General features: G+C 70.5%; 22 protein-coding genes, 1 other RNA gene and 2 pseudogenes. 16 read left to right on the top strand and 9 right to left on the bottom strand.

The features are described from left to right. Positions 1-25: 25 nt before the first annotated feature. Positions 26-1,780 carry an MFS transporter gene (locus tag ACQEV2_RS12400; RefSeq protein ID WP_433039401.1) on the bottom strand — a complete coding sequence of 585 codons (1,755 nt, stop codon included), beginning with the start codon at positions 1,778-1,780 and terminating at the stop codon, positions 26-28. A gap of 275 nt (positions 1,781-2,055) precedes the next feature. On the opposite strand from ACQEV2_RS12400, the gene ACQEV2_RS12395 reads away from it, so the two are divergent. The 4 genes from ACQEV2_RS12395 to ACQEV2_RS12380 all read left to right on the top strand — a co-directional run bounded on the left by ACQEV2_RS12395 (position 2,056) and on the right by ACQEV2_RS12380 (position 5,996). After that, on the top strand, positions 2,056-3,483 hold the full coding sequence (locus ACQEV2_RS12395) for an MFS transporter (protein WP_433039400.1): 1,428 nt from the start codon (positions 2,056-2,058) through the stop codon (positions 3,481-3,483). A gap of 152 nt (positions 3,484-3,635) precedes the next feature. After that, a complete protein-coding gene (locus tag ACQEV2_RS12390) occupies positions 3,636-4,175 on the top strand; it encodes a SigE family RNA polymerase sigma factor (RefSeq protein ID WP_433039399.1) in 540 nt (179 codons plus the stop codon). Continuing rightward, positions 4,175-5,014 (top strand): hypothetical protein, encoded by an 840-nt coding sequence (locus tag ACQEV2_RS12385; protein ID WP_433039398.1) that lies wholly within the window; start codon positions 4,175-4,177, stop codon positions 5,012-5,014. The genes ACQEV2_RS12390 and ACQEV2_RS12385 overlap by 1 nt, the downstream gene beginning before the upstream one ends. Positions 5,015-5,246: 232 nt before the next feature. After that, positions 5,247-5,996: a class I SAM-dependent methyltransferase gene (locus ACQEV2_RS12380; RefSeq protein ID WP_433039397.1), complete on the top strand. Its 750-nt coding sequence runs from the start codon at positions 5,247-5,249 to the stop codon at positions 5,994-5,996. A gap of 43 nt (positions 5,997-6,039) precedes the next feature. Here the strand turns inward: ACQEV2_RS12380 and ACQEV2_RS12375 are convergent, their stop codons facing one another. Beyond that, entirely contained in the window at positions 6,040-6,672 is a 633-nt protein-coding gene (locus tag ACQEV2_RS12375) for a response regulator (protein ID WP_433054391.1), read from the bottom strand. A 445-nt stretch (positions 6,673-7,117) separates the two neighbouring features. On the opposite strand from ACQEV2_RS12375, the gene ACQEV2_RS12370 reads away from it, so the two are divergent. The 3 genes from ACQEV2_RS12370 to ACQEV2_RS12360 are packed head-to-tail and all read left to right on the top strand — an operon-like array spanning position 7,118 to position 10,062. Then, on the top strand, positions 7,118-7,996 hold the full coding sequence (locus ACQEV2_RS12370; RefSeq protein WP_433039396.1) for a MaoC/PaaZ C-terminal domain-containing protein: 879 nt from the start codon (positions 7,118-7,120) through the stop codon (positions 7,994-7,996). Positions 7,997-8,026: 30 nt separating this feature from the next. Further along, complete coding sequence (locus ACQEV2_RS12365) at positions 8,027-9,103, top strand: Zn-dependent alcohol dehydrogenase (protein WP_433039395.1); 1,077 nt, start codon at positions 8,027-8,029, stop codon at positions 9,101-9,103. 20 nt (positions 9,104-9,123) lie between these two features. Then, positions 9,124-10,062: a 3-oxoacyl-ACP reductase gene (locus ACQEV2_RS12360; RefSeq protein WP_433039394.1), complete on the top strand. Its 939-nt coding sequence runs from the start codon at positions 9,124-9,126 to the stop codon at positions 10,060-10,062. Positions 10,063-10,144: 82 nt separating this feature from the next. On the opposite strand, the gene ACQEV2_RS12355 is transcribed toward ACQEV2_RS12360, so the two are convergent. Both ACQEV2_RS12355 and ACQEV2_RS12350 read right to left on the bottom strand, forming a co-directional pair. Next, the gene (locus ACQEV2_RS12355; protein ID WP_433039393.1) at positions 10,145-10,297 is read right to left on the bottom strand and encodes a hypothetical protein; all 153 of its coding nucleotides are present in this window, start codon (positions 10,295-10,297) and stop codon (positions 10,145-10,147) included. A 96-nt stretch (positions 10,298-10,393) separates the two neighbouring features. Beyond that, the gene (locus ACQEV2_RS12350; RefSeq protein ID WP_433039392.1) at positions 10,394-11,581 is read right to left on the bottom strand and encodes a hypothetical protein; all 1,188 of its coding nucleotides are present in this window, start codon (positions 11,579-11,581) and stop codon (positions 10,394-10,396) included. 232 nt (positions 11,582-11,813) lie between these two features. On the opposite strand from ACQEV2_RS12350, the gene ACQEV2_RS12345 reads away from it, so the two are divergent. The 3 genes from ACQEV2_RS12345 to ACQEV2_RS12335 are packed head-to-tail and all read left to right on the top strand — an operon-like array spanning position 11,814 to position 14,771. Then, positions 11,814-12,671 carry a Nif3-like dinuclear metal center hexameric protein gene (locus tag ACQEV2_RS12345; RefSeq protein WP_433039391.1) on the top strand — a complete coding sequence of 286 codons (858 nt, stop codon included), beginning with the start codon at positions 11,814-11,816 and terminating at the stop codon, positions 12,669-12,671. After that, complete coding sequence (locus tag ACQEV2_RS12340; protein WP_433054388.1) at positions 12,668-13,411, top strand: zinc ribbon domain-containing protein; 744 nt, start codon at positions 12,668-12,670, stop codon at positions 13,409-13,411. Before ACQEV2_RS12345 ends, ACQEV2_RS12340 begins: the two co-directional genes overlap by 4 nt. A 49-nt stretch (positions 13,412-13,460) precedes the next feature. Next, on the top strand, positions 13,461-14,771 hold the full coding sequence (locus ACQEV2_RS12335) for a bifunctional RNase H/acid phosphatase (protein ID WP_433039390.1): 1,311 nt from the start codon (positions 13,461-13,463) through the stop codon (positions 14,769-14,771). On the opposite strand, the gene eda is transcribed toward ACQEV2_RS12335, so the two are convergent. After that, entirely contained in the window at positions 14,754-15,383 is a 630-nt protein-coding gene (gene eda / locus ACQEV2_RS12330; RefSeq protein WP_433039389.1) for a bifunctional 4-hydroxy-2-oxoglutarate aldolase/2-dehydro-3-deoxy-phosphogluconate aldolase, read from the bottom strand. The two genes, ACQEV2_RS12335 and eda, sit on opposite strands and share 18 nt — an antisense overlap. Positions 15,384-15,461: 78 nt before the next feature. After that, positions 15,462-16,244, bottom strand: a complete 783-nt coding sequence (gene yaaA / locus ACQEV2_RS12325) for a peroxide stress protein YaaA (protein WP_433039388.1) — start codon at positions 16,242-16,244, stop codon at positions 15,462-15,464. A 73-nt stretch (positions 16,245-16,317) separates the two neighbouring features. Here yaaA and ACQEV2_RS12320 point away from each other — a divergent pair, with 73 nt between their 5' ends. Then, positions 16,318-17,766, top strand: a complete 1,449-nt coding sequence (locus ACQEV2_RS12320) for an RNB domain-containing ribonuclease (protein ID WP_433039387.1) — start codon at positions 16,318-16,320, stop codon at positions 17,764-17,766. Here the strand turns inward: ACQEV2_RS12320 and ACQEV2_RS12315 are convergent. Next, a complete protein-coding gene (locus ACQEV2_RS12315) occupies positions 17,741-18,355 on the bottom strand; it encodes a hypothetical protein (protein ID WP_433039386.1) in 615 nt (204 codons plus the stop codon). The genes ACQEV2_RS12320 and ACQEV2_RS12315 overlap by 26 nt on opposite strands. Further along, positions 18,352-19,134, bottom strand: a complete 783-nt coding sequence (locus ACQEV2_RS12310; protein ID WP_433039385.1) for a MerR family transcriptional regulator — start codon at positions 19,132-19,134, stop codon at positions 18,352-18,354. The genes ACQEV2_RS12315 and ACQEV2_RS12310 overlap by 4 nt, the downstream gene beginning before the upstream one ends. Before the next feature lie 107 nt (positions 19,135-19,241). Here ACQEV2_RS12310 and ACQEV2_RS12305 point away from each other — a divergent pair. From ACQEV2_RS12305 to rnpB, 3 genes and pseudogenes are all read left to right on the top strand, one after another. Further along, positions 19,242-20,067: pseudogene (locus tag ACQEV2_RS12305) on the top strand (helix-turn-helix domain-containing protein). A 19-nt stretch (positions 20,068-20,086) separates the two neighbouring features. Then, a pseudogene (locus tag ACQEV2_RS12300) lies at positions 20,087-20,866 on the top strand (DMT family transporter); the annotation flags it as partial. Positions 20,867-20,969: 103 nt separating this feature from the next. After that, positions 20,970-21,385, top strand: an RNA gene (gene rnpB / locus ACQEV2_RS12295) — RNase P RNA component class A. Positions 21,386-21,665: 280 nt separating this feature from the next. Here the strand turns inward: rnpB and ACQEV2_RS12290 are convergent. Next, positions 21,666-22,496: a hypothetical protein gene (locus ACQEV2_RS12290; RefSeq protein WP_433039384.1), complete on the bottom strand. Its 831-nt coding sequence runs from the start codon at positions 22,494-22,496 to the stop codon at positions 21,666-21,668. Positions 22,497-23,097: 601 nt separating this feature from the next. On the opposite strand from ACQEV2_RS12290, the gene ACQEV2_RS12285 reads away from it, so the two are divergent. Further along, on the top strand, positions 23,098-23,781 hold the full coding sequence (locus tag ACQEV2_RS12285; protein ID WP_433039383.1) for a hypothetical protein: 684 nt from the start codon (positions 23,098-23,100) through the stop codon (positions 23,779-23,781). Continuing rightward, entirely contained in the window at positions 23,778-25,109 is a 1,332-nt protein-coding gene (locus tag ACQEV2_RS12280) for a hypothetical protein (RefSeq protein ID WP_433039382.1), read from the top strand. Before ACQEV2_RS12285 ends, ACQEV2_RS12280 begins: the two co-directional genes overlap by 4 nt. Positions 25,110-25,267 lie beyond the last annotated feature (158 nt).

Here is a 25,267-nt window from a genome sequence, read left to right as displayed (position 1 = left end):
GCCGTAGCCGGGTCTCAGCCGGGTCTCAGGCGGTGACCGTCTCTCCCGGCAACGACAGGTCCAGGTCGACCGGGCTGTCGTCGCCCGTGTGCGTCGCCGACGAGGCGAGCGGGGCGTGGCCGTCGGCCCGGGCGGCCAGGACGTACGCGCCCTGGGCGGGGACGGAGACGGCGTAGCTGCCGTCCTCCGCGGAGAGGGTCGCGCCGGCCTGGCGGCCCCGGCGGTCGATCAGCGTCACCTTCGCGCGGGCCACCGGCGTGCCCTCGGCGTCCAGGACGCGGCCGCGGAAGCCGCGCAGGACCTCCTCGGCGCGCTCCAGGTTGGCGTCCTCCTCGCTGCTGGCGCGCAGCTGCGGGTGGGCGGCGGGGCGGTGCTTCGGCAGGAAGAGGGCCAGGAGGAGGCCTACGGCCACCGCGGCGGTCGCGATCAGGAAGGAGACGCGGAAGCCGTGCATGGTGGGGATCGCCACGCCGTTCACGTTGTTCGCGGTGTTGGCCAGCACCATGCCGATCACGGCGCTGGAGACCGACGTACCGATGGAACGCATCAGCGTGTTGAGGCCGTTCGCCGCGCCCGTCTCCGACGCCGGGACCGCGCCGACGATCAGGGCGGGCAGGGAGGAGTACGCCAGGCCGATGCCGGCGCCCAGGACGACCGCGATGACGAGGCTCTGCCAGGGGGCGCTCATCAGGCCGAGGCCGGCGCCGTAGCCGATCGCGATGATCAGCATGCCGAGGATGAGGGTGGTCTTGGGGCCGTACGTCGCGGACAGGCGGGCGTAGACCGGGGCCGTGAACATCATCGTCAGCCCCAGCGGGGCCACCAGCAGACCCGCGACGACCATCGACTGGCCGAGGCCGTAGCCGGTCGCCTTCGGGAGCTGGAGCAGCTGGGGGAGGACGAGGGAGACGACGTAGAACGAGACTCCCACCATGATCGACGCCAGGTTGGTGAAGAGCACCGCCGGGCGGGCCGTGGTGCGCAGGTCGACCAGCGGGGCCTGGGTGCGCAGCTCGTAGACGCCCCACAGGAGGAGTACGACCAGCGACGCGCCGAACAGGCCGAGCGTGGTGCCGGACGTCCAGCCCCAGTCGCTGCCCTTGGTGATCGGCAGGAGGAAGAGGACGAGGCCCGCGGACAGGCCGAGCGCGCCCAGCAGGTCGAAGGAGCCTTCCGCGCGGACCTTGGACTCCGGTACGACGAGGAGGGTGAGGGCGATGGCGAGGGCGCCGAGGCCCGCGGCGCCGTAGAAGAGGGCGTGCCAGTTCGTGTGCTGGGCGACCAGGGCCGCGGCGGGCAGCGCGAGGCCGCCGCCGACGCCGATCGAGGAGCTCATCAGCGCCATCGCCGAGCCGAGCCGCTCGCGGGGCAGCATGTCGCGCATCAGGCCGATGCCGAGGGGGATCGCGCCCATCGCGAAGCCCTGGAGGGTACGGCCGACGATCATGGGGAGCAGGTCGCTGGTGACCGCGCTGATCAGTGCGCCGGCCACCATCACGGCCAGGCTGGTGATCAGCATGCGCCGCTTGCCGTAGAGGTCGCCGAGGCGGCCCATGATCGGGGTGGCGACGGCGCCGGAGAGGAGGGTCGAGGTCAGCACCCAGGTGGCGTTGCTGGGCGTGGTGTCCAGCAGCTGCGGCAGGTCCTTGATGACCGGGACGAGCAGCGTCTGCATCACCGCGACCACGATGCCCGCGAAGGCGAGCACCGGGACGAGGGCCTTCCCGGCCGCTCTGCCGGTGGGCTGGTCGGCCGACGGGTGCGTCGACGTGTGCGTCATGGGGCGAGGCCTCCGGGCCGGGGAGTGGAGTCAGGTACGTGTGTCCTGAACTACGTATGCATGGGCAACTATTCCGATGCTTTGGCGTACTAACGAATTCTTGACCATTCCATGAGGATGTGATCGTCCGTCAGGCGATCCGACCTCGGCGGCCTCGCCGGCTGCACCGGGCCGGTCCCGCTGACACAGGGCACCAAGCCCTAGGGCTCGCGACCGAGGCGGGGCGGTGCGAAATGCCGATGCAGGGGCGTAACCGGGTTGAGAGCATGACACCCATGCTCGAAGCCGCCGACGCCACCCGCGCCTCCCGCCGTACCGCGCCGCCTACCTGGCTGGTGGTGGCACTCGCGTGTGCCGGGCAGTTCCTGGTCGTGCTCGATGTGTCCGTCGTGAACGTGGCCCTGCCGTCGATGCGGGCCGATCTCGGACTGAGCGCGCAGGGCCTGCAGTGGGTCGTGAACGCGTACGCGATCGCGTTCGCGGGGTTCATGCTGCTCGGCGGGCGGGCCGGGGACCTGTACGGCCGTAAGCGGATGTTCCTCGTCGGGCTCGGCCTGTTCACCCTGGCCTCGCTGGCCGGCGGGCTGGCCCAGGAGGGCTGGCAGCTGCTGGCCGCGCGGGCCGTACAGGGGCTGGGGGCGGCGGTGCTGGCGCCCTCGACGCTGACGATCCTCACGGCTGCGGTGCCGGAGGGCGCTCCCCGTGCGCGGGCCATCGGCACCTGGACCGCCGTCGCCGGGGGCGGTGGCGCGGCGGGCGGCGTCGTCGGCGGGGTGCTGGTCGACGTGCTGTCGTGGCGCTGGGTGCTGCTGATCAACGTGCCCGTGGGGGCGGCGGTACTGGCCGCCGCACTCCTGTGGCTGGCGGAGAGCCGGAACGGGGACGGACGGCGGCTGGACCTTCCGGGCGCGGTACTGGTGACAGCGGGGCTGGCCATCCTGGCCTTCGGCATCTCGCAGACGGAGGCGGAGGGCTGGACGGCCACCGCCACGGTCGTACCCCTCCTCGTCGGCCTGGCGCTGATCGGCGTGTTCCTCGTCGTCGAGGCGCGTACGGCCGCTCCGCTGATGCCGCTCGGGCTGTTCCGCCGGCGGGCGGTGTCGTCGGCGAACGTGGCGATGTTCCTGTGCGGGTCGGCGATGTTCTGCATGTGGTTCTTCATGACGCTGTACGCGCAGAACGTGCTGGGCTACACGCCGCTGGAGGCGGGTCTCGCGCTGGTGCCGAGTTCCCTGGCGGTCGTCTTCGGGTCCAAGGTCGCGCCGCGGTTCATGCGGGTGCTCGGGGCGCGCGGGCTGGCGGCCGCGGGGACGGCCGTGGCGGTCGCCGGGTTCGCGTGGCAGTCGACGATGACCGTGCACGGCACCTATCTGACCTCGATCATGTTCCCGGGCATCCTGATGATGCTGGGCGCGGGCCTCGCCTCGACCCCGCTCGCGGCGCTGGCCACGTCCGGGGCGGCGCCGGGGGAGGCCGGGCTGGTGTCGGGGCTCGTCAACACCTCCCGCACGATGGGGGGTTCGCTGGGACTCGCGGTCATGTCGACCATCGCGTCGGCCCGTACGGCCGGTTCGGCGGGGAGTGGGACGCCGCAGGCGCTGACGGAGGGGTACGCGCTGGCGTTCCGGGTGGGGGCCGGGGTGCTGGTCGGCGGGGTGCTGCTGATGATGGTGTGGCTGCCGCGAGAGACTTCTTCGAGCTGAGAAGTGCCTTCGCAAGCAGAGAAATACCTTCGCAAACTGGGCAATACCTTCGCTGTCGGCCGCCGCCCTGGAGAAACTGAGAAATCTTTCTTTCGGAGGCAGGCAACGATCCGGTCGGCCCATGGACTCCTTTAGACATCTAGGAGGTGCCCATGGGGGATCGCAAGCAGGCTCGGGACTCGGAGTTCCAGAGCTTTGTCATCGGCCGCTGGCCGCGGCTGATGCGGACGGCATTTCTCCTCACGGGGGAGCAGCACGCCGCGGAGGATCTGGTCCAGTCGACGCTCGAACAGGTCTATGTGGCCTGGCGCAGAGTCGGCTCGGCCGACGACCCGGAGGCCTATGTACGGCGCGTGATGATCAACGCGCACGCACGCAAACACCGCAGGCGACTCAGGGAGTTCCTCGCACCGAAGGACGACTCCGGCCTGGTGCGCGAGGTGGCGGACACCGGTGACCGCATCGCCCAGGCCGAGGACCGCAGCGCCCTGCTGTCGGCGCTCGCCCAACTGCCGCCACGTCAGCGGGAGGCGGTGGTCCTGCGGTACTGGGAGGACCTGACCGAGACACAGACGGCGGAGGCGATGGGCTGTTCCGTCGGTGCGGTGAAGAGCAACGCGGCCAAGGGGATCGCGAAGCTCCGCGCCATACCGGGACTGGCCGAGACGGTGACGCAGGGAGGGCGGAAGTGATGAGCGCGGACCGGGAGACGAACCACGGCATGACCAGCCACGACATGACCCCCACGGACATCTCCCTCCTGCTGGCCGACGCCGCGGACGAGGTCGAGATCGGTATAGCCCCCTACCAGGCGGTGATTCGCGGCGGGCGGCGGCGCAGGGCGCGGCGGTGGGCGGTGGCCACGGCGGCGGCGCTGGTGCTGGCCGGAGCGTCGGGTGGGCTCGCGGTGGCCGAGTTCCGGGGCGGGAACGGACAGCTGACACCGCCGGCGGCCACTCAGTCGCCGACGGCGGAGCAGCGGAACCTCTACACGGCCCAGCGGACCACGCTGGCGACGGGAACGGACCGGGGCAAGGAGTGGCGGGTCGTCATTGACGTGTGGCCGGCGCCGCGCGACGAGGCGGAGGCGGCGGGCCAGTGGGAGGCGATGGGCCACTACGCGTACGGTGAGCGGCCCGCGGACGCGGACCAGTCCTCCGATCTGGTCGGCAGGAGCTCGTTCTTCGTGTGGCGCAGCGTCGGAGACGAAGAGCAGTCGGTGACGATGCTGGGCACGTTCGCCAAGGGGGACACCCTGTCGGGCAATGACATCGAGCACGTCTCGCTCCCCCTGGACCCGAACTTCCCCGCCCCTCACCGTTTGGTCATCGGCCAGGTCGCCACGACCGCCCAGCGCATCGGCTGCACCTGGGCGGACGGCACGACGACCGAAGTCCACAGGGTGCCCAAGGGATACGACGTCAACAGCGACCAGCAGGTGATTCGCCCGGCGGACGGGTCACCGACGAACTGGTTCGTGTGCCTGGCGCCGGAGGGGACGGAGTACAAGTCCGTGAAGGTGACGAAGTAGGAGGAGGGCCGGTGAACAAGGCCTGGTCGGCGTCGCGCAGAACGCCGCCCTGACGGTCATGTGACAGGGGACTTCCGGCACTTCACCCTGTCCCCGGAGTGATGCCTCCAAGCCCGCCGCCTCGGCTCCGCACACGGCCCTCGACGGCGTCCGCCCGGTCCCCTCCCACCCCTGCTGACCTGGATGTCAGGCGCAACCGGCATACGATCGCCGCACGGGAGAGGGGGACCGGATGGACCGGAACATTCGCTCGGTGGACGACGTGCTGAGGCTGCTGGACAGCATGGTCGGGCAGGAGGCGGACCGCTGGACCAGCGGTGCGGCGGACTGGTGGGACGCGTTCTACGCCGACCGCTCCAGGCCGGTGCCGTTCTTCGTCGGCAAGCCCGACGAGAACCTGGTCTCCTACCTGGACCACGGTCTCCTCACCGGTGGCTCCAGGACGAGGCGGGCCCTCGACCTGGGCTGCGGCCCGGGCCGCAACGCGCTGTTCCTCGCCGCGCGGGGCTTCGAGGTGGACGCGGTGGACCTGTCCCCGTCCGCGGTCGCCTGGGCCGAGGAGCGGGCCCGCGGGACGGGAGCGACGGCCAGGTTCCACTGCGGTGACGCCTTCGAGCTCACCGGCACCCAGCTCACGGGACCGTACGACCTGGTCTACGACTCGGGCTGCTTCCACCACCTGCCCCCGCACCGACGCATCAGCTACCTGAGCCTGCTCGACCAAGTCCTCGCTCCCGGCGGCCACTTCGGCCTCGCCTGCTTCGCGGCCGGTGGCATGGGCTCGGAGCTCTCCGACGCCGAGTTCTACGGTCGCTCCGGCCCGCAGGGCGGACTCGCCTACACCGCCGAGTCCCTGCGCCGGATCTTCGCGGACCTGACGGAGGTCGAACTCCGCCGCATGCACGACGAGCCGGCCGACTCACCGCGCTTCGGCGAGGACTTCCTGTGGACCGCGTTGTTCCGCCGAGAACCCGCCGTGTGAAGGGTCGCCGCGAGGACGCCGCAAGGTCGCCGCGAGGCGCCCGCTACAGCCACCCCTGCCGCCGGGCCTCCCGCAGCGCCTCCACGGGGTCCTGGGTCCCTGTCTTGGCGAGGGCGGCGGACAGACAGCCGCGTACCGTCGGCTCGGCGAGACGCAGTCGACCGGCGATATCGGTGACGGTCGCGCCGTCGGCCGAGGCCTTGAGGACGGTGCACTCCTGGGGCGTGAGCGGGTTGGGAGCGTCGTTCGCGGCGTGTGCGGCGAGGGCCGGGTCGATCACCGTCTCGCCGGTCAGCACCCGGCGGATCGCGGCCGCCAGTTCCTCCACGGGGGCGTCCTTCACCAGGAAACCGGCGGCACCCGCGGCCATGGCCCGGCGGAGGTGTCCGGGGCGCCCGTGGGTGGTCAGGAGCAGCACCCGGCAGTCCGGCACCTGGTCGCGCAGCTGGGCCGCGGCGTCGAGGCCGCTCCGGCCCGGGAGGTCGACGTCGAGGAGGGCGACGTCGGGGCGGTGCGCAAGGGCGGCGTCCACGATCGCGTCCCCCGCCGTCAACTGCGCCACGACCACGATGTCCGGCTCCATCCCCAGCAGTAAGGCGAGCGCCCCGCGCGCCATGCCCTGGTCCTCGGCGAGCAGGACCCGGACGGACTTGGCGGGCCGGTGGTGCCGGGGCATTTCGTTCACGGCCCAAGGGTAGGCGTGCGGTCCCCCGTCTGCGCTGGTCGTGGCCCGGCGGAAAGTGAGCGGTGCCCTGCCGGCCAGGAGCAGCGCGGGGCCGCTCCCCCCGGCTGAGGCACCCGTGCCGCACGCGTGGCCGGCCGGGGCCTGGACCCGCCCCGGCGATGCCGCCCGCGGATCCCATGCAGAACGGCGTGGGACCAGTCCCGGCAATGCCGCCCGCGGTGCCCACGCCGAACCGGGCGAACGCGATCTGATGCGGCGTCAGGAGTCTTCACAAGTGCGGTGCGCTCGGCTATACAGGGGGCGCCGGACTGGAACGCGTTCTAGAACGGCCCGTGACGACCTCGGTGCGGCCGACGGTGCGGACGGCCGTACCGAGGTCTTGCCCGATATACCGGTTGCCCCGATCCGCCGGATGTCCCGTTCTGTCAGGAGCCCCATGCCCATCGACGCCGCCAAGGCCGTAGCCGCCGAACCCCGGACCGGCGAGATCTCCTGGACCGCGAAGGACGTGCAGCTCTACCACCTCGGCATCGGCGCGGGCGCCCGACCGGACATCGCCGGCCCCGCCACCGACCCCGACGAACTGCGCTACACCCTGGAGTCCCGGCTGCACGTCCTGCCGAGCTTCGCCACCGTCGCGGGCGCCGGCTCGCCCGGCGTGATCAGCAGCCTGTCCATGCCCGGCATCGAGGTCGACCTGGCCCGCGTCCTGCACGGCGGGCAGTCGCTCACCGTCCACCGCCCGGTGCCCGTGGCGGGCACCGCCACCGCCACCGGCCGTATCGCCGCCGTCTACGACAAGGGCAAGGCGGCCGTCCTCGTCATGCGCACCGAAGTCGCCGACGCCGACGGCCCGCTGTGGACCAACGACGCGCAGATCTTCGTACGGGGAGAAGGGGGATGGGGTGGGGACCGCGGCCCGTCCGCACGCCTCGAACCGCCCACCGGCGACCCCGACAAGGTCGTCGAGCGGCCCGTCCGCGAGGACCAGGCCCTCCTCTACCGCCTCTCCGGCGACCTCAACCCCCTGCACGCCGACCCGGAGTTCGCCAAGATCGCCGGATTCGAGCGGCCCATCCTGCACGGGCTGTGCACCTACGGGATCACGCTCAAAGCGGTCGTCGACACGCTGCTCGGCGGGGACGTGACCCGGGTGCGGTCGTACGCCACACGGTTCGCCGGGGTCGTGTTCCCGGGGGAGACCCTGCGCATCCGCGTGTGGCGGGAGGGGGAGGGCCGGGTCCGGGTGGAGGTGGGCGCCGTCGAGCGAGGCGACGCGCCCGTCCTCGCCGACACGATCGTCGAACACACCTGAGTCAGACCGTTGCCCGAGGGGAGCCGCACCATGCGCGCAGCCGTACTGCACGAGATCGGCCAGGACAAGCTCGAGGTCCTCGACGACGTCGAGGCGGTGGGCTTCGGCCCCGGCCGGGTGAGGGTCCGGGTGCGGGCCACGGGGCTGTGTCACTCGGACCTGTCCGCGATGGCGGGGGTGCTGCCGCAGCCGGCGCCCTTCGTGCCCGGTCATGAGGGCGCCGGGGAGATCATCGAAGTCGGGGAAGGCGTACGCCACCTGAAGCCCGGCGACCGCGTCGTCGTCTGCTGGCTGCCCGCCTGCGGTGCCTGCCCCGCCTGCAAGCGCGGCCAGACCGAGCTGTGCCTGGCCGGGTTCATGAACGCCGGCACCCCCAACTTCAAGCGCCCCGGCGGTGACGTCTTCGGCTTCGCCGGCACCGGCACCTTCGCCGAGGAGGTCGTCGTTGACGCCGGCTGCGCGGTGCCGATCCCCGACGACGTCCCCTTCGACATCGCCGCCCTCATCGGCTGCGGGGTCACCACCGGACTCGGTGCCGCCCTCAACACGGCCGACGTGGAGGCCGGTTCGTCGGTCGCCGTCATCGGCTGCGGAGGCGTCGGCATCTCCGCCATCCAGGGCGCCCGGCTCAAGGGGGCCGCCGAGATCGTCGCCGTCGACCCGGTCGCCGCGCGCCGCGAGTCCGCCCTCAAGTTCGGGGCCACCAAGGCCGTCTCGCCGGACCAGCTGCCCGACGCCAAGCAGCAGGTCACCGCCGGCGAGGGCTTCGACTACGTCTTCGAGGTCGTCGGCAAGTCCGCCACCGCCAGGACGGCGTACGAGAACACGCGGCGCGGCGGCACGCTCGTGATCGTCGGCGCGGGTGCCATGGACGACTTCTTCCAGCTCAACATGTTCGAGCTGTTCTTCGACGAGAAGCGGATCCTGCCGTCCATGTACGGCGGCGGCGACGTCCTGCGCTCCTACGAGCGCACCATCGCCCTGTGGCGCGCCGGCCGTATCGACCTGGCGGGCCTGATCACCCACCGCGTACCGCTCGCCGACATCAACGAGGCCCTGGACCAGATGCGCACGGGCGCGGCGCTGCGTACGTGCATCGAGATCTGACCGGAAGGACGGGAGTGTCTGTGTCGCTGCCACTCGAGGGACTGTCCGCCATCGTCACCGGCGCCGGCCGCGGCCTGGGCCGGGCCGAGGCGCTCGAACTGGCCCGGCTCGGCGCGGCCGTCGTCGTCAACGACTACGGACAGCCGCGCCGGGACGGCTCGGGCGAGGCTTCCACCGGGCCCGCCGAGGAGGTCGCCGCCGAGATCCGCAAGGCGGGCGGCACGGCGCTCGCCCACACCGGGGACGTCGCCGACTTCCGACAGGCCCGTCAGCTGGTGGAGCTGGCGATCGCCGAGTTCGGCAAGCTGGACATCCTGGTCAACAACGCGGGCATCCTGCGTGACCGCATGGTCTTCTCCATGGCGGAGGAGGAGTGGGACTCGGTGATACGGGTCCACCTCAAGGGCCACTTCAACACCACCCGCTTCGCCGCCGCGCACTGGCGGGAGCGGTCCAAGGCGGCGGGCGGGCCGGTGTACGGGCGGATCGTGAACACCTCGTCGGAGGCGTTCCTCGCCGGGTCCGCCGGACAGCCCAACTACGCGGCGGCGAAGGGCGGAATCGTCGGCCTCACCACCTCCACCGCCCTGGCACTCGCCAAGTACGGCGTGACCGCCAACGCCATCTGCCCGCGCGCCCGCACCCGCATGACCGAGGACGTCTTCGCCGGCCTGGAGCGGCCGGAGGACGGCCTGGACCCCCTCGCCCCCGAGCATGTCGCCCCACTCGTCGGCTACCTGGCCTCACCGGCCGCCGCCCGCATCAACGGCCAGTTGCTCGTCGTCCACGGCGGCATGGTGGCGGTCGTCGAACGGCCGCGGGTGGGGGCGAAGTTCGACAGTAAGCAAGAGGCCTTCACGTACGACGAGTTGGACGCCGTACTCGGTCAGTACTACGCGGCACGGCCGCAGGGGGAGACGTTCGGCGCGGTGGAGGTGCTGGGCCTGAAGAGGGCGTAGAAGACGGCGTAGAAACGGGACTTGGAAAGGGCGTAGAAACAGGAACGGCCCCGCTCCTCGCGAGGAGCGGGGCCGCGCGGCGTCAGGCTGCCGTCTCGGTCTCCTCGACCGGCTTGCGGTGACGGCCGCGAGGGGCCGTCTCGCTGTCGTGGGCCGAAACAGGACCCCGGTGCCTGCCGTGACCGGCGGCTTCCTGGACGTCGGACGACGGCTGGGTCGTGCTGGCGTTGCTCATCGGTAAAGCTCACCCCGTCAACATGATCTTTCAAACAGCCGGGCGAGTTTAACCAACGCACCGAGGGCCGAATCCAGGCGGCCACACCAACCGGCACTACTTCGTTACAAGATTGCCCAACGGCGCTTGCTGCAACGGCACAGGGCGGGGCGTGACGGGATGCGGAGGGTCCGTTTCCGAGGGCTCGCGCGATGGCGGCCCGGAGTCCCAACCTCTCCCCGAGTCAGGGCCTGACTTCACCTCTTTCTCCGTCGATGCCGGACCGGGCACCTCCACCCGAGCCACCCCACACCGCACCTCCCGCGTGGCATACGGCAGGTGCAGCACCCCGTCCCGCGACCAGAACCCGGTACCCGCCAACCACCCCTCGGGCGCCGGAAGATGACGCACCTGCCGTTCGGCGGGCCGCCACACCCCGACCCAGCTCCCCACCGGCCCGTCGATGCGCAGCGCCACCCCGCAGCTCTCCGGCGTCAGCACCTGCCCCGGCTGGACCGCGAACGGCGTCACCGTGCAGTCGGCCACCCGCAGGCACTCCGGGAAACGCACCGGCAGCGTGCTGCCCAGCACCCCCCAGCCCAGCCGTCCCTGTCCCGGCGAGGGGGCGTCCGAGCGGATCAGCAGCAGCCCGCTGTCCGGGTCGGCGAGCAGCACCCGGTCGTCGCTGGCGTCCGTGATCTGCAGCAGCGGCGACACCTCGCCGCCCCGCTCCAGGTCCACCACGACGGCCTTCGTACGGCCCCCGGACTCCCGGTCGAGGGCCAGCATCCGCCCGCCCCGGTCCAGCCACGCTCCACCCGAGCAGCGCCCCGGGACCTCCGCGATCTGCTCCGGCCCGAAGGCGCCCCCCGCCACCAGCCACACCGCGCTGGAGCGCCGGCCCACCGCGAGGGCGTACGCCTTGTCGCCGCCCGGAGCCGGGGGCAGCAGCCGCAGCCGCGCTGCCTCGTCCGGGCACTGCACGGCGCCCAGCAGCAGCTCACCGGTGCCGGGTCCGGTCGGGTACAGCAGCGAGAAGACGTGCCGTCCGTCGGTGCGGCGGCGGATCAGGACCCGGCCGTCGCCCATGGGCTGCACCTCGGTGCCGGGCTCCTCGGGCTGGTGGGCGGGCAGGGGCACGGCGTAGGGCTCGGGGCCGTCCAGGGTCCAGCGCTCCGGGAACCAGCAGTCGCCGTCCAACGCGAGGCGGGCGGCGTAGGAACCGTCCGCCGTGATGGTGCAGCCCGCCCGAGGCAAGTCGCCGTCCTCGTGCTCAGCCGCGGGCTCGATCGCACAGGCCGTCATGGTCCGGTCACCTCCAGTAACGAAGCTAGTTTTCGCACGCACAGGCGTGGGATCGGCAGCATCCGCTTCACACAAAGGGGTGGCAGAGGAACGATTCGCCTGAGGAAACGAGGGCGATTGTGCTGAGCGGGTCCGGGCTTGGCAGGCGCAGCTGCCCAGGCATGAATCGGCGCCGATCCCGCGGCTCCGGCGCCGGTACAGCCGTACGGGGCATCCAGGTAGCCTGTCCCTCGTGCCCCGTCTGTCTGAAGTCATCGCCGCGCTGGAGAACCTGTGGCCCGCCGAGCGGGCCGAGTCCTGGGACGCGGTCGGCACCGTCGTGGGCGACCCCGACCAGGAGGTCTCCCGGGTCCTGTTCGCCGTCGACCCGGTCCAGGAGATCGTGGACGAGGCGGTGAAGCTGGGCGCCGACCTGCTGGTCACCCACCACCCGCTCTACCTCCGCGGTACGACGACGGTCGCGGCCTCCACCTTCAAGGGCCGGGTCGTGCACACACTGATCAAGAACGACATCGCCCTGCACGTCGCGCACACCAACGCCGACACGGCCGACCTGGGCGTCAGCGACGCGCTGGCGGGTGCGCTGGACCTGCGGGTCGTACGCCCGCTGGTGCCGGACGCGAGTGATCCGGAGGGCCGGAGGGGTCTGGGCCGCATCTGCGAGCTCGACCACCCTCTGACCGTCCGCGAACTCGCCGCCCGAGCCGCCGAGCGGCTCCCCGCCACCGCGCAGGGCATCCGCGTCGCGGGCGACCCCGAGGCGGTCGTACGGACGATCGCCGTCAGCGGCGGCTCCGGCGACAGCCTCTTCGACGACGTACGAGCGGCCGGCGTCGACGCCTTCCTCACCGCGGACCTCCGCCACCACCCGGCGTCCGAGGCCGTGGCCCACAGTCCTCTCGCGCTGCTCGACGCGGCGCACTGGGCCACCGAATGGCCCTGGTGCGAGCTGGCCGCGAGCCAGCTCGACGAGATCTCCGACCGGCACGGATGGGACCTGCGCGTCCACGTCTCCAAGACGGTCACCGACCCCTGGACCGCCCACGCGGCGTCCAACCCGCCCACTAGCACTACGGGAGCCCCCAACTGAACGCCGCCGCGGCCGACCAGATCCGACTCCTCGACGTCCAGGCCCTCGACGTCCGCCTGCAGCAGCTCGCGCACAGGCGGAGGTCCCTGCCCGAGCACGCCGAGATCGAGACGCTGAACAAGGACCTCACCCAGCTGCGCGACCTGCTCGTGGCCGCGCAGACCGAGGAGAGCGACTGCGCCCGCGAGCAGACCAAGGCCGAGCAGGACGTGGACCAGGTGCGCCAGCGCGCCGCCCGCGACCAGCAGCGCCTGGACTCCGGCGCCATCACCTCCCCCAAGGACCTGGAGAACCTCCAGCACGAGATCGCCTCCCTCGCCAAGCGCCAGGGCGACCTCGAGGACGTCGTCCTGGAGGTCATGGAGCGCCGCGAGTCCGCGCAGGAGCGGGTCGCCGAACTGACCGAGCGGGTCGGCTCCGTCCAGTCGAAGATCGACGACGCGACCGCCCGCCGGGACGCCGCGTTCGAGGAGATCGACGGCGAGGTCGCCACGGTCACCAAGGAGCGCGAGGTCATCGCGGGCGCCGTACCGGCCGACCTGCTCAAGCTCTACGACAAGCTGCGCGAGCAGCAGGGCGGCATCGGCGCGGCCAAGCTGTACCAGCGCACATGCCAGGGCTGCCGACAGGAGCTGTCGATCACGGACATCAACGAGATCCGCGCGGCGGCGCCGGACACGGTGGTGCGGTGCGAGAACTGCCGCCGGATTCTGGTGCGTACGGCGGAGTCGGGTCTGTAGGACCCGGTAAGTGAGGGGCTTGAGCCCCGGTAGGTAAGGGGCTTTGGTCGTGCGGGAGTTCATCGTCGAGGCCGACGGCGGGTCACGGGGCAACCCGGGGCCCGCGGGCTACGGTGCCGTGGTCATCGACGCGGCGACGGGCCAGACGCTGGCCGAGCGGGCCGAGTACATCGGCATCGCCACGAACAACGTGGCCGAGTACCGGGGCCTGCTCGCGGCCCTGCGTGCCGCGCACGAGCTCGACCCCACGGCCACGGTCCACGTCCGCATGGACTCCAAGCTGGTCATCGAGCAGATGACGGGCCGCTGGAAGATCAAGCACCCCGACATGAAGCCGCTCGCGGCAGAGGCGGCACGGGTCTTCCCCGTTCCTCAGGTGACGTACGAGTGGATCCCGAGAGAGCAGAACAAGCACGCGGACCGGCTGGCGAACGAGGCGATGGACGCCGGGAAGCGCGGGGAGCAGTGGTCGGCGTCCACTTCCACGGCGGAGCTGGAGGCGGCTGACGCGAGGGCCGCGGCGGGGGCGAGGGCTGCGGGGGAGGCGAGGACTACGACGGCGCCCGAGCCGTCCGGCCCACCGGGAGACGCCGCCGCGGGCGCGGCACGGGCACGTGCGGCGCTGGCGGAGGGGCGGGTCTCTGCGACTCCGTCGGCCTCGAAGGCCGAGGCCGATGTCAGGGCCGCGCGCACCGTGGCCACGCCCTCGTCCGGCTGGGCTCCCGCCGACATGGGGGCGCCGGCCACCTTCGTCCTGCTCCGGCACGGGGAGACCCCCCTCACCCCGCAGAAGCGGTTCTCCGGCAGTGGCGGTACCGATCCGTCCCTCTCCGACGTCGGCCGGGAGCAGGCCGAGCGCGTGGGCGCCGCCCTCGCCCGGCGGGGCACCATCCAGGCCATCGTGGCGTCGCCGCTCGCCCGCACGCGGGAGACAGCCGGCATCGTCGCCGCCCGCCTCGGCCTCGACGTGACCGTCGACGACGGCCTGCGCGAGACCGACTTCGGCGCCTGGGAGGGCCTCACCTTCGGCGAGGTCCGCGAACGCTACCCGGACGACCTGAACGCCTGGCTGGCCGACCCGGAGGCCCACCCCACCGGCGACGGCGAGAGCTTCGCCGAGACCGCCGCCCGCATAGCCGCGACCCGCGACAAGCTGATCGCGGCGTACACCGGCCGCACGGTCCTCCTCGTCACGCACGTCACCCCGATCAAGACGTTCGTACGCCTTGCCCTCGGCGCCCCGCCCGAGTCCCTGTTCCGCATGGAACTGTCGGCGGCCTCCCTCTCGGCGATCGCGTACTACGCCGACGGCAACGCCAGCGTCCGCCTGGTCAACGACACGTCACACCTGCGAGCCTGAACCGAGCGTCGCCGCCTCTCGCGCCAGCTCCTCCACGCGCCCCCAGTCCCGCGCGGCCACGGCGTCCGCGGGCAGCATCCAACTCCCGCCCACACAGCCGACGTTGGGCAAGGAGAGGTATTCCGACGCCGTCGCCGGACCGATCCCGCCGGTCGGACAGAACCGGGCCTGCGGCAACGGCCCGGCCAGCGACTTCAGATACGCCGTACCGCCCGCCGCCTCGGCCGGGAAGAACTTCATCTCCCGCACCCCGCGCTCCAGCAGCGCCACCACTTCGGATGTGGTCGACACCCCCGGCAGATACGGCACCCCGGACCCGCGCATGGCCTCCAGCAGTACGTCCGTCCAGCCCGGGCTGACCAGAAACCGCGCCCCCGCCGCGACGGCGCCCGTCACCTGCTCCGGCGTCAGCACCGTGCCGGCCCCGACCACCGCCTCCGGCACCCCCTCCGCGACCGCCCGGATCGCCTCCAGGGCGCCCGGCGTCCGCAACGTCACCTCGATCGCGGGCAGCCCACCCGCGACCAGTGCCCGGGCCAGCGGTACGGCGTCGGAGGGATCGTCGACCACGACCACGGGTACGACGGGCGCAAGATCCAGGACTGAGGTCATGGCCTCATCCTGCCCACGGCCATCAGCATGCGCAAAGGTCGTTGCATGTGCTGCAACGAGAGGGTGGTCCGGGTCGGTTCAGTGGATCTCGTCCACCAGCACGTCCAGCGACCACGCCTTCCCGGCGCCCTTCGGAGGCTCCACCTCGACGACGTACCCGAGGTCCCGCAACGCTTCCACCAGCTCGGCCGGGCTCTTCGGCGCGGCCCCCGCCGTCAGCAGGCTCCGTACGATCCGCCCCTTCGTCGCCTTGTTGAAGTGGCTGACGACCTTCCGGGTCGGCGCATGCAGCACCCGTACCGTCGCCGTCCGCCCGGCCACCTCGCCCTTCGGCTTCCACGCCGCCGCGTACGCCGACGATCGCAGATCGAGCACGAGCCCGTCCCCGGCGGCCTCGGGCATCACCTCCGCCATCGGCGTCCGCCAGTACACGCCGAGCGCCCCGAGCCCGGGCAGCTTCACACCCATCGAGCAGCGATACGAGGGGATCTTGTCGGTGACCCTGACGGCCCCCCACAACCCGGAGAACACCAGAAGCGAACGACCCGCCCGCCGCTTCGCGGCAGCGTCCAGCGACGCCAGGTCGAGGGCGTCGTACAGCACGCCGGTGTAGATCTCCCCGGCCGGCCGCGCGCCCGCGGTCAGCAGCCCGGCGTTCTTGGCGACCTCGCCGCGCAGCCCTTCGCTCAGCCCTAGTACGTCCCGTGCCTTGTCCTCGTCACCCGCACACAGCTCGACCAGCTCACCGAGTACGGCCGCACGGGCCTCGGTGAGCCCCGGCAGCGACAGCGACTCCAGCTTCAGCGAGGCACCCCGACCGGACGAGGCCTTGCCTTCGGAAGGCGGCAGCAGGACAAGCACACGTACTCCTTCAGTCGAACTCCGCCACAGGGTACGGCGTGCCACCCGGCGCCCCCCGCCCTACGGTGGCTGTATGCCCCGCCGCCCCATCCATGTGACCGGCGCCCCCGAGGGCCCGCTGCGGGCCGCGCTCGCCGCGCTGCGCACCAAGCTCCACGTGCCGGCCGACTTCCCGCCCGAGGTGCTAGCCGCCGCCGAGCAGGCCGCGCAGGCGCCGGCGCTGCCGGAGCACGACGCCACCGACATCCCCTTCTTCACCATCGACCCGCCCGGCTCGACCGACCTCGACCAGGCGATGCACCTGTCCCGGCAGGGCACCGGCTACCGCGTCCGGTACGCCATCGCCGACGTCGGCGCCTTCGTCGTACCCGGCGGGCCGCTGGACAAGGAGGCGCACCGGCGGGTGACGACCCTGTACTTCCCCGACCTCCGCGTCCCGCTGCACCCGCAGGCGCTCAGCGAGGACGCCGCGAGCCTGCTGCCCGAGCGGACCCGCCCGGCCGCGCTGTGGACCATCGACCTCGATGCGAACGGCCGTACGATCGCCGTCGACGTCCACCGCGCCCTGGTGCGCAGCCGGGCCAGGCTCGACTACGCGGGCGTGCAGGCGCAGATCGACGCCGGTACGGCGGAGGAGCCCCTGGTCCTTCTCAAGACGATCGGCCTGCTGCGCGAACAGCTGGAGATCGAACGCGGCGGCATCTCACTGCGCGTCCCCGACCAGGAGATCACCGAACGGGACCGCACCTACGAGCTGAGCTACCGTGCCCCGCTCCCGGCCGAGGGCTGGAACGAGCAGCTCTCCCTGCTCACCGGCATGGCCGCCGCCCAGCTGATGCTGGCGCACGGCACGGGCATCCTGCGCACCCAGGAACCGACCACGGCCGGCAAACTCGCCGAACTGCGCCGTACCGCGCACGCCCTGCACATCGACTGGCCGCACCATGTGTCGTACGCGCAGCTGGTGCGCTCCCTCGACCCGACCGCACCGCGGCACGCGGCCTTCCTCCAGGCCTGCACCGGGCTGATGGCCAGCGCCAAATACACCGTCTTCCAGGGCGGCCACCTGCCACAGCAGACCATGCACGCCGCCGTCGCCGCCCCCTACGCGCACTGCACGGCCCCACTGCGCCGCCTCGTCGACCGGTACGCCACCGAGATCTGCCTCGCCGCCGTCGCCGGCCGGGAACCACCCGGCTGGGTGCTCACCGCCCTCGCCACCGTGCGGAAGCGGATGGCCGAGGGCGGCAGGCGCGCGCGTGACATCGAGCGCAGCTGCGTCGACCTCGTGGAGGCCGCCGTGCTCAAGGACCGGGTGGGCGAGATCTTCGAGGGCTGCGTGGTCGAACGGGAGCACCCGGGACACGACGGGAAGGTGGAACCCGGCGTCGTACAGCTGGCGTCCCCCGCGGTCATCGGCGACATCACGGAAACGACCGAGGACTCCCTGGGCGAGCGCCGCCCGGTCCGCCTCACCCGGGCGGACATGGAGGTCCCTACGGTGAGTTTCGCGCTCGCCTGATTGCTTGCGCTCGCCTGATTGCTTGCGCTCGCCGGATTGCTTGTACGAGGCGGTCGGCGTCGTCGGCGTGGAAGCGGACGAGGCGGATGTCCCGCCGACGGCCGAGGAAGGTGAAGTGGGAGACGGGCTCGGTGAGTTCGAGCGTCAGGGAGGTCTGCGCCCCGATGGCGAGGTTGAGTTCACCGTCGGCCCGCTCATGGGTGGTGCGCAACTCGCGGCGCACATGCGCGATCTTCTCCAGCGGTATGCGCAGATCGACATGCGCGGCACGCCGGACGCGCAGGGAGCCGGTGTCGAGGACATGGGGTCGTACGACGGAGGCGGCGTGCATCGCGACGACGAGGACGATGGTGTAGACGTCCAGCATGAGCACCACCCGGTGCACGGCCGGATAGTCCCGCAGCAGCACGGACATGGTGATCGACTCGACGACGCACACGAAGGCGAACCCGAACATCATCGGTCCCTGCCCGCGCGCATACCCATAGGCGGTGCCTGAGCCGGCCCCGTGCCGACGCCGGGCCGCCCACAGAGCGAGGCTGACGAGGAGCCGCAGCTCATGCCGGGCGAGGAGGAGCACGGTGTTCATCCCTGCTCCCCCGTTTCCTCCATCTCGTCCATGAGGATCCGCAACGTACGGCGGATGGCCTCCGCCTGCGCCGGGGCGAAGTCGGCGTAGAAGGCGCGCAGTAAGCTGCTGTCCTGGTCGATGTCCGCCCCGATGCCCGCCTCCGTGATCAGTTCGCGGGGAATCAGCTCGGCGAGCAGCCGGGCCGCCTCGCTCACGCGAGGGTCGTCGGGCTCGGCCTCCGCGAGGTCGTCGAGCAGCGCGTAGGCCTCGTGCGCCCGCGCCACCGCATCCGGACTCGCGAGGGCGCCGCTCCACAGGGACATCAACTGCTCCCGGACCTCCGGTGACGCCGCCGTGTCGAGCAGCGCGAGGATCTCCCGGTCCTTGGCGGCCATGGGGGAGTCGGACGACAGATGGGCGGTCCGGGCGAACAACTCGCCCAGCTCCGGCGAGACCGGCCCCTCCGCGGGCAACTCCTCCGCCCCGAGCAGCGCCCGAAGCCGGGCTCGCCGCTCCCGGATGGCGGCCTCCTGCCGGGCGAGGTCCTCATCCAGCTCGGTGAGCACCTCGACGAGATCCTTCCCGGCATCCTCGGCGAGCACGTCCCGCACCTCGGCGAGCCCCAGCCCCAGCTCGGTCAGCCGCCGGATCCGGGCGAGGACGACTGCATGCCGCAGGGTGTAGTCCCGGTAGCCGTTGGGCCGCCGCTCGGGCTCGGGCAGCAGCCCCTGATGGTGGTAGTGCCGCACGGTCCGCGTGGTGACGCCGACGGCGGCGGCGAGTTCTCCGATCCGCATGGGATCAGTACAAACGCTGACGTTGCGGCAGGGTCAAGCGAACGCCTCCGGCGGCATGGAAACGGGGCGGGCAGGTGTTGACCCCTTCATGGGCCAGGGGGTGCGAAGTGGGTGAACAGGCGCTGTGGACCAGGGCGCGACTCGGCCGGGGCGGACCCCCGCTCGACCTGCTGACCGCTCGCTTCGACCGGCACGTCTACGCGCCGCACGCTCATGACGAGTTCACGATCGGCGTGTGCGTCGGCGGCAGTGAGGTCATCGACTACCGGGGCGGCCGCATACGCCCTGGCCCCGGCTCCATCGTCGTACTGGCACCGGGAGAGATGCACACGGGCGGCCCGGCGGCCTCCGACGGCTACGCCTACCGAGCCCTGTACGCGGACACGTCGCTGCTGACGGACGGCACCCTGGGCACGGCCGTCCCGCACTTCCACGACCCCCTCCTGGACGACCCGGAACTGGCCACCGCCCCTGCGCATCACGCACACCGAACTCGCCGCCTGCCCCGACCCACTGGAGACCGAGTCCCGCCTCCCCTGGCTCCTGACGGCCCTGGCCCGCCGCCACTCCACGGCCCGCGCGGCGAGCGACAGGGTTCCCGGCGCCGACCACATCGCCCACGCCGTACGCGACCGCCTGGCCGACGAGCTCACGGCCCCGCCCTCCCTCGCAGCCCTGGCCACCGACCTCGGCCTGTCCCGCTACCAGCTCCTACGCGCCTTCCGCACCGCGATGGGGGTACCGCCGTACGCCTGGCTGGCCCAGTACAGGGTCGGCAGGGCTCGCGGCTTCCTGGAGTCCGGCCTGCGCCCGGCCGAGGTCGCCGCCCTGGTCGGCTTCGCGGACCAGGCCCACCTCACCCGCTGGTTCCGCCGCGTGCTCGGGGTGACCCCGGCGGCGTACCGCAACAGCGTTCAAGACGCGGGAGCATGACCCGGCCGAAACTCGCCGCATGACTGCACGCGGCTGGTTTCTGTTCGCCCTGATGGGCGTGGTCTGGGGCATCCCGTACTTGATGATCAAAGTGGCGGTGGAGGCGGTGTCCCCCTCGGTGGTGGTATTCACCCGATGCGCCCTGGGCGCCGCACTGCTCCTGCCGTTCGCGATCCGGCAGGGCGGCCTGATCAGGACGGTACTCCGCCACTGGCGCCCCATGCTGGCCTTCGCGTGCATAGAGATCATCGGCCCCTGGTGGACGCTGACGGACGCCGAGCGCCACCTCTCCAGCTCGACGGCAGGCCTGCTGATCGCGGGCGTCCCGATCGTCGGCGTCGCCCTGGCCCGCTTCTTCGGTGGGGCGGAGCACCTGGGCATACGCCGGCTGACCGGCCTGCTCCTGGGCCTGACCGGCGTGGCGGTCCTCACGGTCCCGCATCTGACAGGCGGCGACGCCCGCTCCCTGGCGGAGGTACTGCTGACGGTGCTGGGCTACGCGACGGCCCCGCTGATAGCGGCGCGGTGGCTGAGGGACGTACCGTCCCTCCACCTCACAGCGGCCTGCCTGACCCTGGCGGCACTGGTGTACGCGCCCGCGGCCGCCCTGACCCGGCCGACCGGGATGCCGTCGGCTTCGGTGCTGGCGGCCCTCTCCGGCCTCGGCGTGATCTGCACGGCGGTGGCCTTCGTCGCCTTCCTGGAGCTGATCAAGGAGGTGGGCCCGACGCGGGCCACGGTCTTCACGTACGTCAATCCGGCGGTGGCGGTGGCGGCAGGGGCCCTGTTCCTGGACGAGCCCCTGACGGCGGGAGTGCTTGCCGCCTTCGTCCTGATCCTCGCCGGATCAGTACTGGCGACGGCCGCCCCCCGCAGGCCGGTAACATGGTCGACACGGCAGACGAGCCGGGCGGACGGCCGCGTGGAGTCCCCTTGACGGGGGGCTTCCCGAGGAACGTCCGGGCTCCACAGGGCAGGGTGGTGGCTAACGGCCACCCGGGGTGACCCGCGGGACAGTGCCACAGAAAGCAAACCGCCGGGGGTCTTGGCCCTCGGTAAGGGTGAAACGGTGGTGTAAGAGACCACCAGTGCCCAGGGTGACCTGGGCAGCTAGGTAAACCCCACCCGGAGCAAGGTCAAGAGGGGCCGCCTTTCGCAAGAGGGGCGTCCCTGCGCGGACGTTCGAGGGCTGCCCGCCCGAGTCCGCGGGTAGACCGCAGGAGGCCGGCGGCAACGCCGGTCCTAGATGGATGGCCGTCGCCCGGGGCTCCGCGAGGAACCCTGGGAACAGAACCCGGCGTACAGCCCGACTCGTCTGCCGCTCTTCATTTTCGCAGGTCAGAGGCCATGTTTAGTCGATGAACAAACTGTCCGGGTCGAATCCGGGTCGAATTCGGGCCGTGCAACTGGGCGACAGTGCGGAGAAATACGGCTCGTATTGTGCACCCTGTCCCGCAGATAGGGGATGGACAGGGCATATCGGTCCCTTGTTGGGTGCAAGGTACTGCCCGAAGCCAGTGCTGAGCGAGCTGGGACGCTGCGGGCGCCTTCGAAAGTATCGTTCGGCGTGTCTCCCCGCTGGCGGGGCTGGGGGCAAGTCATTCCGTCTGCTGTGACTCGCTGGCAGAACCGCCTTCTTGGGGTGCCCTCACGCGTTGTGCTGCGTTGAGGTTCACGTCGATCGTCAGGTTCTCGTGGTTGTCGTTGATCCTCGCGGCGAGTGCCTGGATAGAGGTGGCGTCGAACCGGTATGGCGGAGGCCAGTCGAGTAGGGGATTGGCCGGTGGCCAAATCGGCACGACAGAACCGTGAAAGTCCTCTAGGGGAGCGAGGTCTCCCTCGTGGAAGGGGATGAGCACCTGGAACGCGACCTTGACCACCGAGAAGGTGACGCACAGGCCGAGGAAGTCGTCACTTGAAGCGTTCCCCGGCATGTAGATCGGGCGCGACACCACAGTCAGGGGGTTCACGTCATGGTATGCGGCGATCCAGATCTGCATCCCGTGGTGCGGTTGGCGGAAGATCTCCAGGCCCTGCCCGGCGCCGTGAGGAACGATGTTGCCGCCTATCGCATCGAAGAGGATGGCCATCTTGGCGGCCCACAGGGCGAGTCGGCCTTGGGTATGCTCGTTCAGCGATCTCACGTGGAAGAACATCGGGACGAGGATGTCCTTGACGTCGTTCTCCAGCGTTGACATCCACGTGTTGTTGCAGTGCTGGCAGACAGGTGTTGTCGGCCAGTTGATACGCCGCCGACGGGGATCCGAGCTCCGCACGCCGTGGCGCTTCATCTCGCGCACGAGCCACTTGGGGTAGACGTCTTCGTCGGTGGGCTGGGCGTGTGGGTCCTGACAGAAGGGGCAACGGCCTGGTGGCGGGGCCATCCAGTTCGTGTGGGCCTGGCCTTCGAGATTCGTGTCGATGTCCATCGTGGTCAGGATGTCGGCAAGTTGGGCTCTGCCCGCGCGGAGGAGTTGGACAGCCGTTCCGAGGCAAGCGCGGTGAGCTGCCCCCAACATATAGAGCGGTTCGTCGTCCGGTGGTGGAAGAGGATCCGAGAACATGCGTCCTACGACGCGTGTTCCGATCAACCAGCTCCCAGAGCGCGTGCCGCCGATCTCCACCCATGAGTCGCGGGCGCGCTTGACGAGCTCGCCACAACCAGCGAGGCAGTCCAGCCTGCGCCAGTCCCAACTCCATGAACTCCAAGCAGTCGCCATGGCTAAGAGTGACAGGGGCTGAACTGATCTGTCCCGAAAATTTCTGCAGACATCATTTGCCGCCGCCGAATCCGAAAAGCAGCAGAGCTTCAATGTCGGCCAGCAGCGGTGTGGGGCAGTTGACACCTGTCGGCAGTCGAGCGTGATGCCAAGGCCGCGTGGCCGGCGGCGATGCAAGTGGCAGGAATGGGGCACGCACAGAATTGCTCGAATGTGACCCACCTGCTGGCGCTTGGTAGTGATCGGGCTTTGAACCCGCTCAGTGGGTGAAGAGGTTGCCCAAGCCTGAAGTCGGCCGGACCATGGAGTCATGGACTACCGTCCCCTCCTCGCTCAGCACGCTGTCCAGCTCACCCACGACGTGCCGCGGTGGGAAGATGCCGCTCAGATCGCCGGGCTCGACGACCCGTACGTGGGCAAGGCCTCGTACGTCTGCGGTGTCATGCGCGAGTTCATGCAGGCCTCTGGGCTCAACTTCGAGCACAACTACCACCTCGGGTCGCTCTTCCTCGCCCTCGATGCCACCGAACTGATCGGCCGGATTGTCACCGGCAAGCGCGGAACAGACGGCAGCACCGAAGTCCTTCGGGAGGGTGTGCGGTACCTGGAGGGTCACGCTGATCCGCAGGCTAGGCCCTTGCCGCACTCCGCAGTGCAGTACGTGAAACTGAGGAACTTTGCCGGGCATGGCGCAGCGCAGCTCGCGCGTAGCGTGGCCATCACGCCTGACTCGACTCAACTGCTGCTCCGGCACTTGGCCTACGTGTTGAACACGATGTGGAAGGACCCATCTCTGTCGGCCAACCTGGCCGCAGCTGAGATCCATCCGCTATTCACCGTGGTCAAGGGAAGCCGACAGCCGGTGTATGTGCGCGACATCCAAGAGCACCTCATGACATCTAAGCCCGCCGACGGTCTAGAGCACGACTGCTGGCGATACGACGAGGCCGCGATCCTGGACAACTCATCTCCATCAGCGAGTGGAACCGCTTGACCACGATGAACACGCCTCCAGCAAGTCCACCGCTCACGCCGGTCTACCCGTACAACAAACCGGGCCGGCCCATCCTCCTGCACGACGGCCCGATGGGTGGGCTCGGCACAGATGATGACCCTGGCCGCGTCGAGCTGACCTGCTCACACGGGTTCAACCTTGAGTGGGAGGTTGGCGGTGGCGCGACGCCGGGCTTCGCCAACCGAGACCAGGTTCCCCTGACGCTTCGTCGTCCCATGGGCGACATGACCCTGCCCGGGTTCCCCCGAAACGTCGATGGTGGCTGGTCGAACGGAGCCGTCTTCGGGAACTCCGATGCTCCCTTGAGTCGAATCCTCGCTCATTGGTTCAACCTGCCCAACTGGCATGGACCGTTGGGACTGGTAGAGGAGACGCCGCGCGGCAAGCATGAATGGTCCGGCCGATGGTTGCTCGAAGCCAATGGATGGAAGATCACGCTCGACGTTCGTCCTGACCATCAGCAGGTCTGGCAGGAACTTCACAAGACCGACGTGTACGTGATGACGCACGTCATGGAGGTGCGTCGCGCCGATGATTCCGTCTTTACGGCCGACGAAGCTGACCCGTTGCTGACGGCGCTGCACGTCGGGATCTCGTTTGCCCTCGGTCGCTGGGCTGCCCCGATGCTGCCCGCGGGAGAAGACGGCGACGGCCGAGTGGTCTGGGAGCAGTGGCGAGCTGCTCACTGCGACCCGGCACGCTCGAACAGCGATGGCTGGTGGTACGACCAAGATCACGAATCGCTCGGCGACTTCCTGCGTCTGGCGATCGCCGCCTTCCTCGACCCGGACAAACTCACGCCCCTGCGATTCCAGATGATGTACGCGATCTCGGCCTTGCGGAGCCGAGACTTCGTCGAGCCCCGAATCATCATGGGGACAGCCGGCTTGGAGCACATCATGTGGCAGAGCCTCGTCTTGAGCGGTGCCCTGACCGAGCGGGAGTACAAGCGGCGGCCAGCTCACGACCTGCTGCGCACGGTGCTGCGCGATGCCCAGATTCCGGTAGCCATCGACCCTGGCCTGTTGACGGCCGCCGCGCAGTACGCCGCCGATGTGAAGGCAAAGGAGAACAAGGACATTGACGGGGCCGATGTCGTCACGTGGGTCAGGAACCGGCTGGTACACCCGCAAGAATCGCAGGAGCGGATCTACGGACTGGACGGGCTGACACGAGATGCATGGCTTCTCGCTCGCCAATACCTCGTGTTGCTGATCCTCAACTCGCTCGGATACACCGGAAATTACCGGGACCTCACCTGCATCGCGGGCTGGGTAAGTGACGTTACCAAAGTGCCTTGGCGCTGAACATGGTGGCGTGACCATGTGCCAGGCATCGGACGGATGCCCGTGAAGGGCCGTACTTACGGTCGTTGGCTGCAAGCCGTCAACGATGCCTACCAAGAGAGGCTTCCGGATCACCAGGTCAAGTCCGCCACTTTTGTTAGGAGTCGTAAAGAGAATCG

The organism is Streptomyces sp. CA-251387, assembly GCF_050936625.1.
In the GTDB taxonomy this organism is placed as follows: Bacteria; Actinomycetota; Actinomycetes; order Streptomycetales; family Streptomycetaceae; genus Streptomyces.
Note: the sequence above shows the minus strand (reverse complement) of the source record. Positions and strands in the feature narration are given on the sequence as shown.

Excerpts from the sequence above, each read along its gene's own strand:
- ACQEV2_RS12400 (WP_433039401.1), bottom strand. The coding sequence starts at position 1,780 with ATGACGCACACGTCGACGCACCCGTCGGCCGACCAGCCCACCGGCAGA.
- ACQEV2_RS12395 (WP_433039400.1), top strand. The coding sequence starts at position 2,056 with ATGCTCGAAGCCGCCGACGCCACCCGCGCCTCCCGCCGTACCGCGCCG.
- ACQEV2_RS12390 (WP_433039399.1), top strand. The coding sequence starts at position 3,636 with ATGGGGGATCGCAAGCAGGCTCGGGACTCGGAGTTCCAGAGCTTTGTC.
- ACQEV2_RS12385 (WP_433039398.1), top strand. The coding sequence starts at position 4,175 with ATGAGCGCGGACCGGGAGACGAACCACGGCATGACCAGCCACGACATG.
- ACQEV2_RS12380 (WP_433039397.1), top strand. The coding sequence starts at position 5,247 with ATGGACCGGAACATTCGCTCGGTGGACGACGTGCTGAGGCTGCTGGAC.
- ACQEV2_RS12375 (WP_433054391.1), bottom strand. The coding sequence starts at position 6,672 with ATGCCCCGGCACCACCGGCCCGCCAAGTCCGTCCGGGTCCTGCTCGCC.
- ACQEV2_RS12370 (WP_433039396.1), top strand. The coding sequence starts at position 7,118 with ATGCCCATCGACGCCGCCAAGGCCGTAGCCGCCGAACCCCGGACCGGC.
- ACQEV2_RS12365 (WP_433039395.1), top strand. The coding sequence starts at position 8,027 with ATGCGCGCAGCCGTACTGCACGAGATCGGCCAGGACAAGCTCGAGGTC.
- ACQEV2_RS12355 (WP_433039393.1), bottom strand. The coding sequence starts at position 10,297 with ATGAGCAACGCCAGCACGACCCAGCCGTCGTCCGACGTCCAGGAAGCC.
- ACQEV2_RS12350 (WP_433039392.1), bottom strand. The coding sequence starts at position 11,581 with ATGACGGCCTGTGCGATCGAGCCCGCGGCTGAGCACGAGGACGGCGAC.
- eda (WP_433039389.1), bottom strand. The coding sequence starts at position 15,383 with ATGACCTCAGTCCTGGATCTTGCGCCCGTCGTACCCGTGGTCGTGGTC.
- ACQEV2_RS12320 (WP_433039387.1), top strand. The coding sequence starts at position 16,318 with ATGCCCCGCCGCCCCATCCATGTGACCGGCGCCCCCGAGGGCCCGCTG.
- ACQEV2_RS12315 (WP_433039386.1), bottom strand. The coding sequence starts at position 18,355 with ATGAACACCGTGCTCCTCCTCGCCCGGCATGAGCTGCGGCTCCTCGTC.
- ACQEV2_RS12310 (WP_433039385.1), bottom strand. The coding sequence starts at position 19,134 with ATGCGGATCGGAGAACTCGCCGCCGCCGTCGGCGTCACCACGCGGACC.
- ACQEV2_RS12290 (WP_433039384.1), bottom strand. The coding sequence starts at position 22,496 with ATGGACATCGACACGAATCTCGAAGGCCAGGCCCACACGAACTGGATG.
- ACQEV2_RS12285 (WP_433039383.1), top strand. The coding sequence starts at position 23,098 with ATGGACTACCGTCCCCTCCTCGCTCAGCACGCTGTCCAGCTCACCCAC.